Genomic DNA, 15,984 nt, shown 5'->3' on the forward strand with positions numbered 1-15,984 from the left:
GGTGAGTCAATGGCACAGTCAGATACAGTAGAACGGATACTTGATGTGGCAGAATCCCTTTTTGCCGAGAAGGGGTTTTCTGAAACATCTCTAAGAACAATAACAAGCCGGGCAGGTGTCAATCTGGCTGCAGTCAATTACCACTTTGGTTCCAAGAAAGTTCTCATTCAAGCTGTTTTTACCCGTTTCCTCGACCCTTTTGCCGAGGGTCTGAAGAAATCTATTGATGAGTTGGAAGCTTCTGGCATGCAACCGGATGTTGAACAGCTGATTCGTATGCTTTTTGATGAAATTCTGCGGGTGAAGCCCCGTGGCGATAATGACCTGAAGGTTTTTATGCGCCTGCTCGCGCTGGCCTATGCTCAGACTCAGGGGCATTTGCGCCGTCATTTAAAAGAAGTCTATGGCCATATATTTTCCCGCTATTTTAAACTGATTATGCAGGCTGCGCCGGATTTGCCTATGTTTGAGTTGGGCTGGCGAATTAACTTTATGATGGGTTCGGTGATTTTCACTATGTCGGACTTTGATACTTTGAATGCTATCAGTGAAGCGGAATATGGCCAGACCATGAGTATTGAGAATGGCCTGCAGCGACTGTCCCGATTCCTGGTGTCCGGTATCAGTTCGGAGCTGACCACCTGAAGGGGATGTTGTGTCGATTATCGTTGATATCAGCAAACAGACACTGGTGCTGGATGCCGGAAGTACTGTACGGGAGTGGCCGGTATCAACGGCTCTTAAGGGAGCGGGGCAAAAAACAGGCAGCTATCAGACCCCCCTAGGACGACACAGTATTCGTGCTCGCATTGGCGAAGGATGCCCATCCAGGGCTGTTTTCCGTGGACGGCGTTTTACCGGCGAATGCTGGACACCTGAGCTGTATGAACAGTACCCCGCCCGTGACTGGATTCTTGGTCGTATTCTCTGGCTCAGTGGTCTGGAACCTGGATTTAACCGGCTGGGTGATGTGGATACGATGGGCCGTTATATCTATATTCACGGAACACCAGACTCTGAACCCTTAAGTGTTCCTCTCTCCCATGGTTGTATTCGCATGAATTGCGATGACCTTGTTGAGCTTTTCCCATTGACCTGCCACGGAATGATCGTCAACATTCTTCCCTGAGTTTGTTCCTTTTCTTCTGAAGGACAACAACGGAGTTGTTATGCCCGAGGTCACTGTATCACCCCAGGTACAGGGTTTTCTGATTATGGATATTGCCGGTACCCATATAACCCCTGACGAACAGAGCAGGCTCGTTCATCCTGCCGTTGCCGGGATCATTCTCTTTTCCCGAAACTTTAAAAGTTGTTCTCAGCTTACTGATCTTGTTAAAGCCATTCGTGGGCTGAATCCGTCTTTGCTGGTAATGACTGACCAGGAAGGAGGGCGAGTTCAAAGATTTAAAGAGGATGGCTTTACCCCAATGCCCGCCATGGGGCAGATTGGTCGTTTATGGCGAAGTCAGCCGGAACAGGCTCTGGGCCTGGCATACGACGCAGGCTGGCTGTTGGCCACAGAGCTTCTGGCAGTGGGAATTGATATTGGCCTGTCTCCGGTGCTTGATCTTGATAGGGGTATCAGCCGTGTTGTTGGCAACCGTAGCTTCTCTTCTGATCCGGAAGCTATTTCCTTGTTGGCCCAGAGTTTTGTTGAGGGGGCAGGTGAGGCCGGTATGGCTTGTGTCGGCAAGCATTTCCCGGGGCATGGTGGTGTGGGTGTTGATTCCCATATCGCTCTTCCGGTGGATAAGCGTTCAAAAAGAGAGCTTCAGGATGATCTGCTGCCTTTCCGGAAGCTTGTTGATTATGGTATCCAGGGAATTATGCCGGCCCATATCCGTTTTCCTGCCTTAGATGAACAGGTTGTTGGTTTTTCCCGTTACTGGTTGCAGGCAGTTCTGCGGAGAAAGCTGGGTTTCCAGGGCGCGATTATCAGTGACTGTCTGAGTATGGCTGGCGCTAAAATAGGTGGCGATGTGCCGGAACGGGTTCTGAAGGCCCTGCAGGCGGGCTGTGATTTAACGCTTGTCTGCAATAACTCCCTGGGTGTGAGCCAGGTTCTTAAAGCTTCTGATAATGGCAGTTTCTCGGATATTGATTTTGATAGGCAGCATATGTCGCGTTTGGGGGCGCTGCGGGGGAGATACTTTCCCGACTGGGAAAGCGTTCAGCAAAGTTCCAGAAGAGCTGATATTCTCAGTCGTTTTTCGGTATTGTCTGATTGAAGTAAAGACATCCAGCTATAACTAATTAATAAAAATTACCAGTATTGAGGTTTGAAGGTTTTTCATGGATGCATTTGAGTCGTTACAGGCATGGGTGGACGCTCAGGGGAGCTGGGTGTTCCAAGTGTTTATTGTGCTGCTGATTACTGCGGCGGGGCACCTTATTGTACGACTGTTAACACGCAAACTGGCCAAAGGGCTGGAGAAGACCCGCAATATCTGGGATGACGCCCTGCTTCATGCAGTCCGCAAACCATCCCTGATCCTGGTATGGTTGTTTGGCCTGTCATGGGTTGCCAATATTGTTCAGGAAGAATCCAAGGCACCTATCTTCAAGGGGTTGGGAGCACTCCATGACCTTGCTATAGTGGTGGTGATTACCTGGTCTGCTATTCGCTTTATTCGAGAGATTGAAGTCAAGATACTGCATCCGGACGGCCAGAGTCGTCTTGATGAAACCACCGCTATGGCCATTACCAAGCTGTTGCGGGCTGTGGTGATTATTATTGCCGCTCTGGTTGTGCTGCAGACCCTGGGATTCAGCGTGTCCGGAATTATGGCGTTTGGTGGTATTGGTGGTGTAGCAGTAGGCTTTGCCGCAAGGGATCTTCTTGCCAACTTCTTTGGTGGCATGATGATCTATCTGGATCGTCCTTTCAAAGTGGGTGACTGGATTCGATCTCCGGACAAGAACATTGAAGGCACTGTGGAATATATTGGCTGGCGCCAGACCCGTATCCGCACCTTCGACAAGCGCCCCCTGTATGTACCCAATTCTACCTTTGCCAGTATTTCTGTTGAGAACCCGTCCCGTATGCAGAACCGACGCATTAAGGAGACAATTGGTCTGCGTTACAGTGATGCCCGCTCATTGCCGCAAGTGTTGGCGGAAGTCAGGGAATATATTGCCTCACACCCCGATATTGATACGAACAAAATCATAATGGTGAACTTCAACAGTTTTGCACCGTCATCACTGGATTTCTTTATTTACTGTTTTACCAGAACCTGCGACTGGGCCACTTATCATAAGGTCAAGGAGCAGGTACTACTGGATATCCTCGGGATTATTCATAAGCATGGCGCTGATGTGGCATTCCCGACCCAGACATTGAACCTGCCTGATACCTTGCCTGTTCAGGTGCCTGCAGAGCAGCCTTCAACTCCCAGAGAGCCTTCAACTCCCAGAGAGCCTTCAGCCCCTTAAGGATGAATAATGACGATTACAGCGATTATCGGTGGTACTGGGCTGACCGCCCTTGAAGGGCTGGATATTACCTCCTCAGATAGAGTGACCACCCGCTGGGGAGATGTATCCTCTGCGCTATTGAGGGGAAAATACTACGGCAGGGAGGTAATCTTTCTTCCCCGTCACGGGGAAAATTATAAGCTGCCCCCCCACAGGATTAATTACCGGGCCAATATTCAGGCGTTAAACGACGCGGGTGTAGACCGGATACTGGCGGTCAATGCCGTAGGTGGTATTACCGAAGGCATGGATAATGGTGTTCTCTGTATTGCAGACCAGATTATTGATTACACCTGGGGCCGTGAATCCACATTTTTCAGTGATGGTCTTGAGCATCCGGTCTTTGCTGATATGTCTGAGCCTTTCAGCAAGACCCTTCGCGAGGCACTGAAAGGTGGAGCTGAGGCTGACAATATCCCGGTCGTGAATGGTGGTGTGTATGGCTGCACCCAGGGCCCAAGGTTGGAAACAGCGGCGGAAATCCGGCGTCTGGAGCGGGACGGATGCGACATCGTAGGTATGACCGCTATGCCGGAGGCTGCCCTGGCCCGTGAGCTGGAGATTGAATACGGTAATCTATCCCTGGTGGTCAATAAAGCCGCCGGAAAAACTGACCGGGAAATCACTATGGAAGAGATTGGTCGCCAGCTCTCCATCGGTATGGACAAAGCCCGGCAGGTGCTGGGAGCAGCTCTGAAGTTCCTGTAATCTGTTTTTCCTTCCTTTCAGCTGATTCGGTGACGGGTAGCTGACACTGCGCCACTGCTATAACTGAATTATTCCTCTGTTCCGGATAAGTTCCGGGTTATCAGAAAGCTGTTCAGGGAGTCAGTGGTAGATGGATGTACTGATTGTTGAGGATGCCCGGGATCAGCGTCACCTGCTGGCCGCCGTTGTACGTAAGCTGGGGCATGTTGTGCACCAGGCTGAAGATGGTATCCAGGCTCTTGCTGTTCTTGAAGAAAATCCCTCCGTCAGCCTGATTATCAGCGACTGGATGATGCCGAATATGGATGGGATCGCCTTATGTGAAGCTGTTCGTGACGGGCGCCTCCAGCGATATATCTATTTTATTCTTTTAACCGGAAAGACTGACAAAAATGCGATGGTTCGTGGCCTCTCTGTGGGTGCGGATGATTTTGTCAGCAAGCCCGTTGATTATCAGGAGCTTGAAGCACGGTTGAAATCGGGGTGTCGTGTAATTTCCCTTGAGCAGACCCTTGAACAGAATAATCAAGAGCTGGCTAAGGCGCTAGACACCGTTGAGCAGGATCTGGCCTCCGCCGCCAAAACCCAGGAGAGCCTGCTGGCCCAGCCTGCGGTGATTCAGGAAGTTGGTTTTGAGTGGTATTTTCAACCCAGTAAAATCCTTGGTGGTGATATGTTCGGCTACCATGCTCTGGATAGTGAACATGTGATGTTCTATCAGCTGGATGTGGCTGGCCACGGTATTCCTTCCGCGCTGTTCTCCTTTGCCCTGAATAATCTGCTGATGGACGGAGACAGTCGGACCACCATCCTGCGGGCTGAAATTGAGCAGCCTCCTTATTATCGAATATTGCCTCCCCACGAAATTCTTGCCCGGCTGAACCATCGTTTTCAGTCCTCCGCTGACAATATGCTTTATTTCACTATGATTTACGGTGTGATCCATACCCCGAGCGGCAAGGTATCTATCAGTCATGGCGGGCATCCTCCGGCGCTCTGGGTCAGGCGGGGAGGCATCTCCCGGGAAGGAGGCGTTCAACCGGTCAATAACAGCGGTATGCCGGTGGGAATGGTATCCAGTGCCGTCTGGCAGAGTTCCGAGCTACAGCTGCAGAAAGGGGATCGGTTGTTCCTGTATTCGGATGGCCTTACGGAATGTGAAAACAGGGAGAAGGAACTGTTTGGCGATCAGCGATTACAGTCTACTCTCCATGATACCCGGAATTTGCCGATGACTGAGGTGATAGGGCAGCTCAAAGAGCGTCTTTGCCAGTGGCGGGGCAGTGAAAGTTTTGATGATGATATGACGTGTCTTGTATTGGAGTACCAGGGAGAGTAGCAGTATGGGATTCAGTAATCGGCAGGAAGCTGAGAAGACAGTGGTGGAAATAGGCGAATCACGGCTTGATGCCAGTCTGGCAACCCCCTTCCGTGACTATATGTTTGCCCTGATCGCTGGTGGGCAGACAGATATTGTGGTTGATCTCTCAAGTGTGGATTTTATGGACAGCAGCGGCCTGGGAGCCATTGTCGCGGCTCTGAAGCAGCTGGAAGGTAAAGGCGGACTTCATTTGGCTTCCCCCAGTAAGGCTGTTAATGACCTGTTTGATCTGACATGCATGGATAAAATTTTCACTATCCACAGTTCCGTGGATGATGCTCTGGGCAGGACAAACATTGACTAAGAGTCATTCCCGGTGCCAAAGCCTGAGGCTGATCATCAATAGCCGGCTCGAAGATACTGTGCTGGTGGCTATGGCTGTCCGTGGAATCTGCGCCATGACCACCCTGACACCTGAAGATATCAATCATATTGAGCTGTGTGTAGTGGAAGTGGTAAATAATGCCATAGAGCATGCCTATGGCGGTGACAGTGGTCATGCCGTGGATGTAGATATTGTCCTGGACCCGGACAAAAGTCTGGAGATAGTGGTCAGTGACAAAGGCAAGACCATGATGGAATCAGGTGCTAGTCAGGTCAAAGATGTTCAGGTGCCGGTTGCGGACAATCCGGACACCTGGATGTCATCGGGACGTGGCCTGCCAATCGTTAACAGACTGATGGACGCCATCCATTACGAGTCCGTGGGAAACCGGAACTCGTTCCATATGATTCGTCAGCTGTCCTGAGCCGGGGGCTGGATTACCTCTGCCCCTGTTTTTACCCCTTCTTCGTTTATAACTTCTTTTTGCTCAGCTTCGGGTCTCTCCCAAGGGGTGACCCTGATTAGAATACCTGCGAGGGGGTTATCCAGATAAATCAGTTTATTCAGGTGCAGGCGTTTGCTGTCCTGAAAAGGTGCGTTGGCGGTGTAAGACAGGGCTTCCGGCCATTTTGGCATATGATAACTGATATGTTGAACCGGGCCGGGAAGATTGGTCATAGTCTTTTTGTTCTGGTTCTGGGGTATAAACAGGGGGGCATCATCGAGAATCTGGTACAGGGGGCGTACAGGGTTCAGTTGATTGATCCAGAGATCTGAGCGGGCATGGATAAAGCGCTGCAGTGACAGGGAGAGAGTCCCCTCAATTTCATAATTGTGGCCCTGACGCCTGCCCGCCTGAATCTGAATAGAGACAGGCTCCCCCTCTCTGATCAGAGGCATGCGCCAGCTGGCCTGCCAGAGCAGTTGGTAATCCTTGGACCATCTTAATCCCTTGGCAGCTTTTTCCAGTGAAGATGTTTCCGTTGGCAGACGGACAAAAGCGTCCCTGTCCAAGTCTGGCTTACGTGCCCTGGGAGAAGAAAGAGGTTCACTTTGTGTTATTAGGGAAGTTGTTGGTGTGGGTTCACCAAGAAACTCATCGGGAGCAGTCAGAGACTGAGCATTGGTGCTATCCACTGTCGAATGCACGGGCTGTTTTCTGAGGGGTAAAGGCAGCAAGGTCGCAGGCACGGTCAACTGTGCCTCAGAGTACAGGCTGATACTGTCCAGAGGAATAAAATGAGGAACAACCTCCGGAGGCTGCTCCTGTTCATCGGACTGGCTATGCTGGCGGAACAGCAAAACATCAAACTGGTACCAGCTGGCCTGTTCTTCCGGTGAGTCCTGGGGCAGGGGTTCAGCGGAAGTTGCAGTTGCGGCGGTCAGCAATAATCCGCTGGCGAAAAAAACGCGCAATATCATATTGTTCCGGAAACACCCTGTGCGTGGAAGTGATAATAAAACCGATAAACCCATGTTCAGGAAAGCCTGTCCAGCAGATTCTGGGTGATTTGGAAACGCTCCTCAACTTTTTCCGTAACTTTTAGCAGCTTCAGGGTTGAAGAGCCGTCCATGCGCCAGATGTCGGGTTGTTGCTGAACCAGACGGATGACCTTCATCGGGTCAACCTGGGTTGAAGCGCTGAAATCGACCCGGCCGCCATTGCTGCCAATATCTATGCGCTCAATGCCGAACTTTTCTGCCCTGTGGCGCAGACTGGTCTGCCGGAACAATTGCTTCAGGGGCTCCGGCAGTAGACCAAAGCGGTCAATCATCTCAATCTGCAGGTCTTTCAACTGCTCTTCCCGTGTGGTTGAGGCAATGCGTTTATACAACACAAGACGACTATGAACATCAGGCACAAAGTCTTCAGGAATCAATGCCGGGGTGCGAAGATTGATTTCTGCGCCATGGGAGAGTGGGCGGTCAAGATCAGGTGTCGTACCATTTTTAATGGATTCAATAGCCTGCTCCAGCATTTCCATAAACAGGGTAAAGCCCACATTCTGGATTTGTCCGGACTGGCCTTCCCCGAGAAGTTCACCGGCACCGCGGATTTCCATATCGTGGGTGGCGAGGGTAAAACCGGCACCAAGATCGTGAGCCTGCTCAATCGCTTCCAGCCTCTTTTTCGCATCTTTAGTGATACTGCGGGGAGAAGGGGTCAGCAGATAAGCATAAGCCTGGTGATGGGAACGACCGACCCGGCCCCGGAGCTGGTGAAGTTGTGCCAGGCCGAATTTGTCTGCCCGGTCGATAATGATAGTGTTGGCGCTGGGAATATCGATACCGGTTTCAATAATTGTTGTGCACACCAGCACGTTATGGCGCTTGTGATAGAAGCCCTGCATCACTCCTTCAAGCTCACGTTCGCGCATCTGGCCATGGCCAACGGCGATACGAGCTTCGGGGATCATTTCTCCCAGACCGGTGGCTACCTTCTCAATGGTTTTCACTTCGTTATGGAGGTAGTACACCTGCCCGCCCCGCATCAGTTCACGGAGAATAGCTTCTTTGATCAGCAGGTCATCGGATTGGCGAACAAATGTCTGCACCGACAGGCGCTGGGCCGGAGGAGTGGCAATAATCGATAGATCCCGAATGCCGGACATGGACATATTCAGGGTTCGGGGAATCGGCGTGGCCGTAAGGGTCAGGATGTCTACTTCGGAACGCAGGGATTTCAAACGATCCTTATGGCGAACACCAAAGCGGTGTTCCTCATCAATAATCAACAGGCCGAGGTTTTTAAACTGGATATCCGGCTGCAACAGCTTGTGGGTACCGATAATAATATCGATAGAGCCATTGCCCAGTTTCTCTTTCATATCCGTAATCTGCTTCGCAGACTTAAAGCGGGATATGACTTCTGTGGTCACCGGCCAGTCAGCAAAGCGATCCCGGAAACTTTCATAATGCTGCTGGGCCAGCAGTGTGGTGGGAACAAGAATGGCGACCTGCTTGCCGCCGTTCACGGCAAGGAATGCTGCCCGCATGGCCACTTCTGTTTTACCAAAGCCCACGTCACCGCATACCAGTCTGTCCATGGGGCGGGGGTTGGTCATATCGGAAAGCACTGCGTTAATGGTGGAGTGCTGATCCGGGGTGGTTTCAAAAGGAAAGGCCGCGGAGAAACTGTCGTAGCTGGTATCTGTGGCGGGAAAAGCAAACCCTTTACGTGCTTCCCGCCGGGCGTAGATATCCAGAAGTTCTGCAGCGCTGTCCCGGGCTTTTTCTGCGGCTTTCCGTCGGGCTTTGGTCCACTGATCGCTGCCCAGCCGGCTCATGGGCGCTAAAGCGTCATCAGCGCCTGTGTATCTGGCGATCAGGTGCAGTGACGAGACGGGCACATAGAGTTTGGCCTCGCCCGCATACTCCAGTTGCAGGAATTCCTGGGGCTGGTCGTCCAGCTCAAAGGTAGTCAGGCCACGGTAGCGGCCTATGCCATGGTCAATATGAACGACAGGTGCCCCTTCCCGTAGTTCGCTCAGGTTGCGGACAACCTGGTCGGTGGTATCGGTTTCGCTTTTACGCCGTCGTCTCTGCATCACCTGTCCGCCGAGCAGCTGACTTTCGGTGATCAGGGAAATATCGGGCTGCTCCAGCCACAGGGGCTGGTCCAGTGGTGCGACGGTTATGGTAATAAGGCTGCTGTTGTTCAGGAACTCCTGCCAGCTGTCACAGGTTTTCGGTCGCAGTCCGGCCCGGGCCAGCATTTCCAGCAGGTTTTCCCGTCGACCCGCTGTTTCGGCGGTAAACAGAACCCGGCTGTTTCCGTTGAGCCGGTTGTTTCCGTTGAGAAAGTCCAGCAGCTTTTGCAGAGGCTGCTCCCGTCGGGGCTCTGCGGCCAGTTCCGGCAGTACTCTGGCAGGAATATTCAAGCGACCGGCTTTATCAGGCTGGGCCTCTGGGCTGAGGGTGATACGGGGATAATCCAGCAGCTGGCTGAACAGTTCATCTTCCCCCAGGAAAACCTGCTCCGGGGGCAGCAGGGGCCGCAGTGGATTGACCCGGTGATTTTCATAACGGCTGCGGGCTTCATTTAAAAACTGCTGCACGGAATTTTGCAGACCGTTATCGGTTATCACCAGTGTTTTGCTGGGCAAGTGGTCGAACAGGGTTTCGGTCTGTTCAAAAAACAGGTTCAGGAAATACTCTATCCCGGGGGCAGCAATACCCTGGCCTATGTCTATATACATAGGGCATTCCCGGTAATCAACATCGAAGTTGTCCCGGTAATTCTGCCGGAAGGTGTCTCGGGCGGGTTTATCCATCGGGAATTCATGGGCGGGCAGTAGCTGGATCTGTTCAATGGAGTCCAGGGAGCGCTGGCTGTCCGGATCAAAAGTGCGCAGGGTATCCACTTCATCATCAAACAGGTCGATGCGATAGGGCTGTTCGCTGCCCATGGGGAAAATATCCAGCAGTGAACCCCGCAGGGCGTACTCGCCATGGGTCAGTACGGTATCCACGCAGGTATAACCGGCGGCTTCCAGGTTCTTCCGGTAATCTTCACGGTCGAGAGTGTCCCCTTTACAGATTATCAGGCTGTTGCCCTGTACCCATTTTCGGGGGCTGACTCTGTGCAGAAGAGTTGTGACCGGAACGATTATCACGCCCCGGGTGACTGATGGCAGGCGGTTCAGGGTATTAAGACGTCTGGAGATAATATCCCGGTGGGGGGAGAAATTGTCATAGGGGAGGGTTTCCCAGTCGGGAAAGTGAAGCAGTTCCAGGGTGTTGCGATCACCTCCCAGAAAAAAGCCAAGTTCCCGCTGCAGTCGTTCCGCACTCTCGGTGTCGGCGGTGATAATCAGAGAGAGGCCCGGGTAACGACGGGCAGCGTTGGCGATTGCACAGGCTCCGGCCGCGCCGATAGCCTGACCCCAGTGCCGTCGGTCACCCGGACGTTCCGGCAGCGGAAAATCATTCAGGGTCATGAACTTCCTGTTGTCTGATAAGTAAAAGCTGCAATTTTAAGGGGCTGTCGGGGAATACACCACCCCTGACCGTAGGCAGATTGTGAAAGCAGGTTATAAAAGACTGTTGCTGAAGGAGGGTTATACTTGTCCTCTTTCCGTTATGACCCGTCGTGGAGAATTTTCCGTGCGTATCTCTTCTGACCTTTGCTTGATCTCATGTCGCAGTATGTTGCGTGCTGTTGTTTTTGCTTGGAGTTGTGTTGCCGGAGTCTTGCAGGCCCAGATTCTGGAGGGGGCTCCGAAACCAGTGATGCCAGCCTTTCGGGCAATTTACGATGAGTTGGAGGGAGTGTTTACCCTGCTGGATATGAGTCAGGAACAGCAGCATGCCATGATCATGCAGCTGAAGCAGCATCAGCTGGCTCTTAATCTGGCTATTCATGAACGATCTTTTACAGACCCCAGACTATGGAAGTTGATTCAGCGATGCATGAGCGCAGGAGTTATCGTTAATCCCTGGCCTCTGTTATCAATGGAGAATGGATACTGGCCCAACAGCACAAATGTGGAGAAGTACCGCAAGCTGGTGGAGCAGGTGGTCAAGATATGGGAGCATGACCACGGGTTACCGGTGACCACCCTGATTGTGGATATGGAAACATCCCATGCAACCTCCCGAAAGCTGAGTGATCTGTTAACCCAGGGGCACCCTCTGAAGGAAATCCGCCTGCTGCGAAGCCTCGTAAACAGCCAGCAATTTGAGAGTGCTGCCCAAAGCTTCCGGCAGCTTATTGATGAGTTGCATCAGCCCCGGGGAAATGGTCGGGGCTGGAAGGTGCAGCTTACAACCATGCCGTTGCTTCTGGATGGAACCCTTCGTTTGCAGGAGGCATTTCAGTGCGTGGTGGATGATCTGCCATGGGATGTCGTCTCCTTTCAGGTATACCGAACAGCATTTAATAATAGTGGCACCTTGAAGCATTTTGGGCGGCTAAGTAATGATGTTGTCTATCGGTTTGCCCGCCGGGCAAAGCGGCAGTTTGGTGACAGGGCAGCTGTTGACCTTGGAATCAATACATTGGGCGTTGCCCCGTTACCACTGACAGCATACTCTCCTCAGATGTTTGCTGAAGATCTTTCCGCGGCCTTAGCCGCCGGAATTCCTCCCACCCATATCAGCCTTTACGCTATTGAAGGTGTTTACGGGGCTTTCAGCGCCCAGTGGCAGCCTGAGTCATCGCATTACAGTCCCTGGTTCCAGCCTGTGACACCGGCGAAACCGGCATTTAACTTGCCCTCTTTATTAGTTGAGATCGGAGGTACGCTGCTTGATCTTGCTCTGATTGGTGCCGGACACGCTTTTGTTGAGCGGGATCTGGCTGACCATGCTGATGATTTGCGAAGTTCAGGTCTCCAGGCTCCGGTGAGGGAGGGGTCAATGCTCTGGATGGTACAGTCTGCACTGGAAGAAGCTTTTGGGTACGGTGTGTACCAACGGGCAGACGCGTTAAGGCGCGTCAGTGTTCTTAAAGGGGCAAAAACTCAGCTGTAAACGCTCCTCTTCCAACAAAAAATAACAGCAATGAACATCTCGTATTGCGAAAGTCAGAAGCAATCAGGATAATGGCCGCGAAAACAATGGGGGCCGGCAGGAGGCCCGGTGATAATGGAGATCACTTGATCTGGCCCCATGAGTGAAACATAAGTCTAAGTACTAGAGCAGGAAAACTGTCCGTGACCGATATCACCAGAAACACCCGTAATGAATGGGTTGAGCGCGAAGCTCTGGCCGAGGCAATGATTCCTCAGGTTGGCAAGCTGTACCGTGAAAATCATGTGGTCACTTCCGTTTATGGCCGTCCACTGATTAACCGTTCTGTTATCGACATTATCAAGGCCCACCGCTTTGTCCGTCAGATGGAAGGCACTGAACTGTCCGTTCAGGATACCTATCCGGTGCTGGAGCTGCTGGGTACCCTGAACCTGGGTGAAGCCCGTATCGATATTGGCAAGCTGGCCATGAAATTCCGTCGTCAGGGCAAAATTGCCGAGCTGAGTGATTTCCTGAAACAGGAAATGACTGACATTATCGATGGTCGCAATGGTGATAATGACGAAGGCCAGGATGTGGTTCTGTACGGTTTTGGCCGTATTGGTCGTCTGATGGCTCGCCTGCTGATTGAGCGTGCCGGTGGTGGTGAAGGTCTGAACCTGCGGGCCATTGTCGTACGTAACAGCGGTGCCGATAATGATCTGCAGAAGCGTGCCAGCCTGCTGCGCCGTGACTCTGTACACGGTTCTTTCAAGGGCACCATCACCATTGATGAAGAGAACAACTGCCTGATCGCCAACGGTGTGCGTATCCAGGTGATCTATGCGTCTTCCCCTGATTCCGTGGATTACACCGCTTACGGTATCAAGAACGCTATTGTTGTTGATAACACCGGTAAATGGCGTGATGAAGAAGGTTTGGGCTTGCACCTGAAGTCCGACGGTGTTTCCCGTGTGCTGCTGACCGCGCCGGGCAAGGGCGATATCAAGAACATTGTTTACGGTGTGAACAGCTCCGATATCAGCACCGATGATCGTATTCTTTCCGCAGCCTCCTGTACCACCAATGCCATTACTCCGGTGTTGAAGGCGGTGCTGGATAAGTATGGTATTGAAAACGGTCATGTGGAAACTGTTCACGCTTACACCAATGACCAGAACCTGATCGATAACTATCACAAGGGTAACCGCCGTGGACGCAGTGCCGCCCTGAACATGGTTCTGACCGAGACCGGCGCAGCCAAGGCTGTGTCCAAGGCTCTGCCTGAGCTGAAGGGTAAGCTGACCGGTAACGCTATTCGGGTTCCGACACCTAACGTGTCTATGGCGATCCTGAACCTGAACCTGAAGTCTGAAGCCGATGCTGAGAGCCTGAACGATTACCTGCGCTGGGCGTCCCTGTACTCCGATCTGCAGAAGCAGATCGATTACGTGAATTCCCAGGAAGTGGTTTCCAGCGATTTTGTTGGTTCCCGTTACACTGGTATTGTTGACGCGGAAGCCACCATCGTTGATGGCAAGCGTGCTGTTCTCTACGTTTGGTATGACAATGAGTTTGGTTACAGTTGTCAGGTAAGCCGTATCCTGCACCAGATGGCTGGTGTTGGCAGCCGGATTTACCCTCAGAATTAAATTCTTAGAAGAAAATAGAGGATAATCAGGTGTCCTGGTTATCCTTTGGAGTATCCGTAGCCTGGGTGAGGTTGTTTTCATTCTCATCCGGGTTTTCTTTTTGTATTCCTTTGCTATTTGCCTCTGCTTTATCGTCCACGGAGTTATAGGGCTGTGGGTGGGTTTTTCCCCACAGCCAGTTAAACCATGATGTCAGGTTGCTGATAGATGAGCTGCTTTCCTGCAGTGCGGCAGAGGAACTGTCATAGGAATACTCTGAAGCAATGGTACGCTCGCCGTTGTAGCGGGGGTAAAACCAGGCCGCGCCTCTGCTGGCGGCAGAAATCAGGCCGCTGTGAGGCTTGTCATGGCGGACGGTGCCTTTAATAAACAGCAGGTAATCAACCCAGTCGGATGCTTCTGAGGTAACATAGGCCAGCCCGTCCTGTACCTGCTTCATGCTGGGGAAGCTGTTCCAGTAAACGGCGGTGGTCGCAAGGCCGGCAATGGCCATACCGGTAAGACCCATCCAGTAGGGTTCATTGTCTTTGGTCAGGTTGCCTGGAGTCAGGAAGGCCGGCCGGGTTTTATAGAGCAGGTGCTGGTTAAGCAGGAAGGTGGCTCCGGTAATAAATGATGAGGCCCAGTCCTGGGTCAGGCAGACGGAAAGAATCAGGGGCATGATGTTGTTGGCCGTCATTGCTGAGGAATAGGGCCACTCCTGCCGTGGAATGCCAAAGCTGTTCATAAACGCCGCGCCAAGGGCAGCCATAATCAGCCCCCGCTTGTTCTGCTGGTGGTGCAGGCTGTAAATGCCGTCAATCAGTGCCTGGAAATATTCCTGGCGCTGATAGTTTCTGTAGGAGCTGGCAACCAGTCCGGCGGTATAACCGTTGAATGTCGTAAATTTGCTGAGAATACCTGCAGATGCCTGGGCCGCCAGTGCCAGAGTGACGGCATAACTGCTGCTGGCCAGGGCCATGGTCAGCTTGGGGCCGCCGGGATCGGTATAAAAACGGTGGAAGAGCTGGGCGGCAATAGGCACGACAAGAGCCAGGTTGGAGAAAGGGCGGGCTTTATGGTTCATGCCCAGAAGGTATTCGCTGATGGCAATAATATGGGGCATAACCAGACCTTCCTGGCCGGCATCTGTTTCATTGGAAGCGAATTCCTCAAGGGGTTTGAAAATATAGGTGTAATAGAAATAGAGAGCGGTGACCGCTTTTACCAGATACGCCGTGCTCTGGGGAGAGAGTTCTGTATTCTGCAGTTCCGCTGCCATATCCGCTGCTTCCGCCTGAGGGGAGCGGGACAGTTGTTCTATCAGATAGTTACGCAGCAGGCTCCGCTGGACCTGGGTCAGTTGTGTTGACAGAAAGTAGTGAAACGCCTCGTGCATATTGCGCTTTTCCATATCCAAGTATTCAGCCAGGGCTGGGCTGGGCTGGAAGTTTCTGCGCAGGCTCTGGTCCAGCTGAGGGTTATAGACCATTTGTGGGCCGTCCGGTGTCTGTACAACCTGAAAGCCCATGGTTTCCAGCGATTGCACCGGGGGAAGGTTTTCAGGCATGCCTTCCACTGTCTGTGGTTCGGCAGGTTCCTGTTCTGGCTCTTTTGTCTGTTGCTCCTGCGAAGATTCGCTGGCTTTAAATTCTGTTTCTGCCGTTGCCTGTGATTCTGCTGGTGACTCTGTAACGGGTTGGGTTGAATCAGGGGTTACAGTCGTTTCTTTTTTAACGTCACTGTTTGCAGTGGTGCTGTTTTCAATTCCGGTGCCGTCAATGTTGATGTTCTTTGTTTCAGGAAACTGATCTGGAGAAATATTAACGGGATGACTTACCCCGTAATCCGGTTCGGTGGTATCGGCCGGGAGTGGCATTGCGCACATGACAACCATGGCAATTGTCAGCCTGATGAACAGGGGAGGGTGTTTTGGCAGTCGTTTTTTCTGTTTCAAAGCTGTCTATCCGTTTGTGTCCTATGGATAATGCTCTAAACCCTTAATT

General features: G+C 52.1%; 13 protein-coding genes. 10 read left to right on the forward strand and 3 right to left on the reverse strand.

What is annotated here, in order from left to right; genetic code table 11:
- The first annotated feature begins 9 nt into the window (after positions 1-9).
- From ACY2RQ_RS13215 to ACY2RQ_RS13250, 8 genes are all read left to right on the forward strand, one after another.
- Positions 10-645, forward strand: a complete 636-nt coding sequence (locus ACY2RQ_RS13215) for a TetR/AcrR family transcriptional regulator (protein WP_490113458.1) — start codon at positions 10-12, stop codon at positions 643-645.
- Positions 646-655: 10 nt separating this feature from the next.
- Positions 656-1,129, forward strand: a complete 474-nt coding sequence (locus tag ACY2RQ_RS13220) for a L,D-transpeptidase family protein (protein ID WP_490113459.1) — start codon at positions 656-658, stop codon at positions 1,127-1,129.
- Positions 1,130-1,169: 40 nt separating this feature from the next.
- Positions 1,170-2,231, forward strand: a complete 1,062-nt coding sequence (nagZ, locus tag ACY2RQ_RS13225) for a beta-N-acetylhexosaminidase (RefSeq protein ID WP_490113460.1) — start codon at positions 1,170-1,172, stop codon at positions 2,229-2,231.
- A gap of 64 nt (positions 2,232-2,295) precedes the next feature.
- Positions 2,296-3,438, forward strand: a complete 1,143-nt coding sequence (locus ACY2RQ_RS13230) for a mechanosensitive ion channel family protein (RefSeq protein ID WP_490113461.1) — start codon at positions 2,296-2,298, stop codon at positions 3,436-3,438.
- Positions 3,439-3,447: 9 nt separating this feature from the next.
- Positions 3,448-4,188: an S-methyl-5'-thioinosine phosphorylase gene (locus ACY2RQ_RS13235; RefSeq protein ID WP_490113462.1), complete on the forward strand. Its 741-nt coding sequence runs from the start codon at positions 3,448-3,450 to the stop codon at positions 4,186-4,188.
- 130 nt (positions 4,189-4,318) lie between these two features.
- A complete protein-coding gene (locus ACY2RQ_RS13240) occupies positions 4,319-5,527 on the forward strand; it encodes a PP2C family protein-serine/threonine phosphatase (protein ID WP_490113463.1) in 1,209 nt (402 codons plus the stop codon).
- Between the two features lie 4 nt (positions 5,528-5,531).
- The gene (locus tag ACY2RQ_RS13245) at positions 5,532-5,873 is read left to right on the forward strand and encodes an STAS domain-containing protein (protein ID WP_490113464.1); all 342 of its coding nucleotides are present in this window, start codon (positions 5,532-5,534) and stop codon (positions 5,871-5,873) included.
- Complete coding sequence (locus ACY2RQ_RS13250) at positions 5,866-6,318, forward strand: ATP-binding protein (protein ID WP_490113465.1); 453 nt, start codon at positions 5,866-5,868, stop codon at positions 6,316-6,318. Before ACY2RQ_RS13245 ends, ACY2RQ_RS13250 begins: the two co-directional genes overlap by 8 nt.
- Here the strand turns inward: ACY2RQ_RS13250 and ACY2RQ_RS13255 are convergent.
- Positions 6,306-7,316 (reverse strand): CsiV family protein, encoded by a 1,011-nt coding sequence (locus tag ACY2RQ_RS13255; RefSeq protein ID WP_490113466.1) that lies wholly within the window; start codon positions 7,314-7,316, stop codon positions 6,306-6,308. The two genes, ACY2RQ_RS13250 and ACY2RQ_RS13255, sit on opposite strands and share 13 nt — an antisense overlap.
- A 56-nt stretch (positions 7,317-7,372) precedes the next feature.
- Positions 7,373-10,834, reverse strand: a complete 3,462-nt coding sequence (gene mfd / locus ACY2RQ_RS13260) for a transcription-repair coupling factor (RefSeq protein ID WP_490113467.1) — start codon at positions 10,832-10,834, stop codon at positions 7,373-7,375.
- 292 nt (positions 10,835-11,126) lie between these two features.
- Between mfd and ACY2RQ_RS13265 the strand changes: the two genes are divergently transcribed.
- Positions 11,127-12,368 carry a hypothetical protein gene (locus tag ACY2RQ_RS13265; RefSeq protein WP_490113468.1) on the forward strand — a complete coding sequence of 414 codons (1,242 nt, stop codon included), beginning with the start codon at positions 11,127-11,129 and terminating at the stop codon, positions 12,366-12,368.
- 245 nt (positions 12,369-12,613) lie between these two features.
- The gene (locus ACY2RQ_RS13270; protein ID WP_490113514.1) at positions 12,614-13,999 is read left to right on the forward strand and encodes a glyceraldehyde-3-phosphate dehydrogenase; all 1,386 of its coding nucleotides are present in this window, start codon (positions 12,614-12,616) and stop codon (positions 13,997-13,999) included.
- Positions 14,000-14,024: 25 nt separating this feature from the next.
- On the opposite strand, the gene ACY2RQ_RS13275 is transcribed toward ACY2RQ_RS13270, so the two are convergent.
- Positions 14,025-15,935 (reverse strand): hypothetical protein, encoded by a 1,911-nt coding sequence (locus ACY2RQ_RS13275; RefSeq protein WP_490113469.1) that lies wholly within the window; start codon positions 15,933-15,935, stop codon positions 14,025-14,027.
- Positions 15,936-15,984: the final 49 nt, after the last annotated feature.

Source organism: Parendozoicomonas sp. 209JJ7-1, from assembly GCF_058147085.1.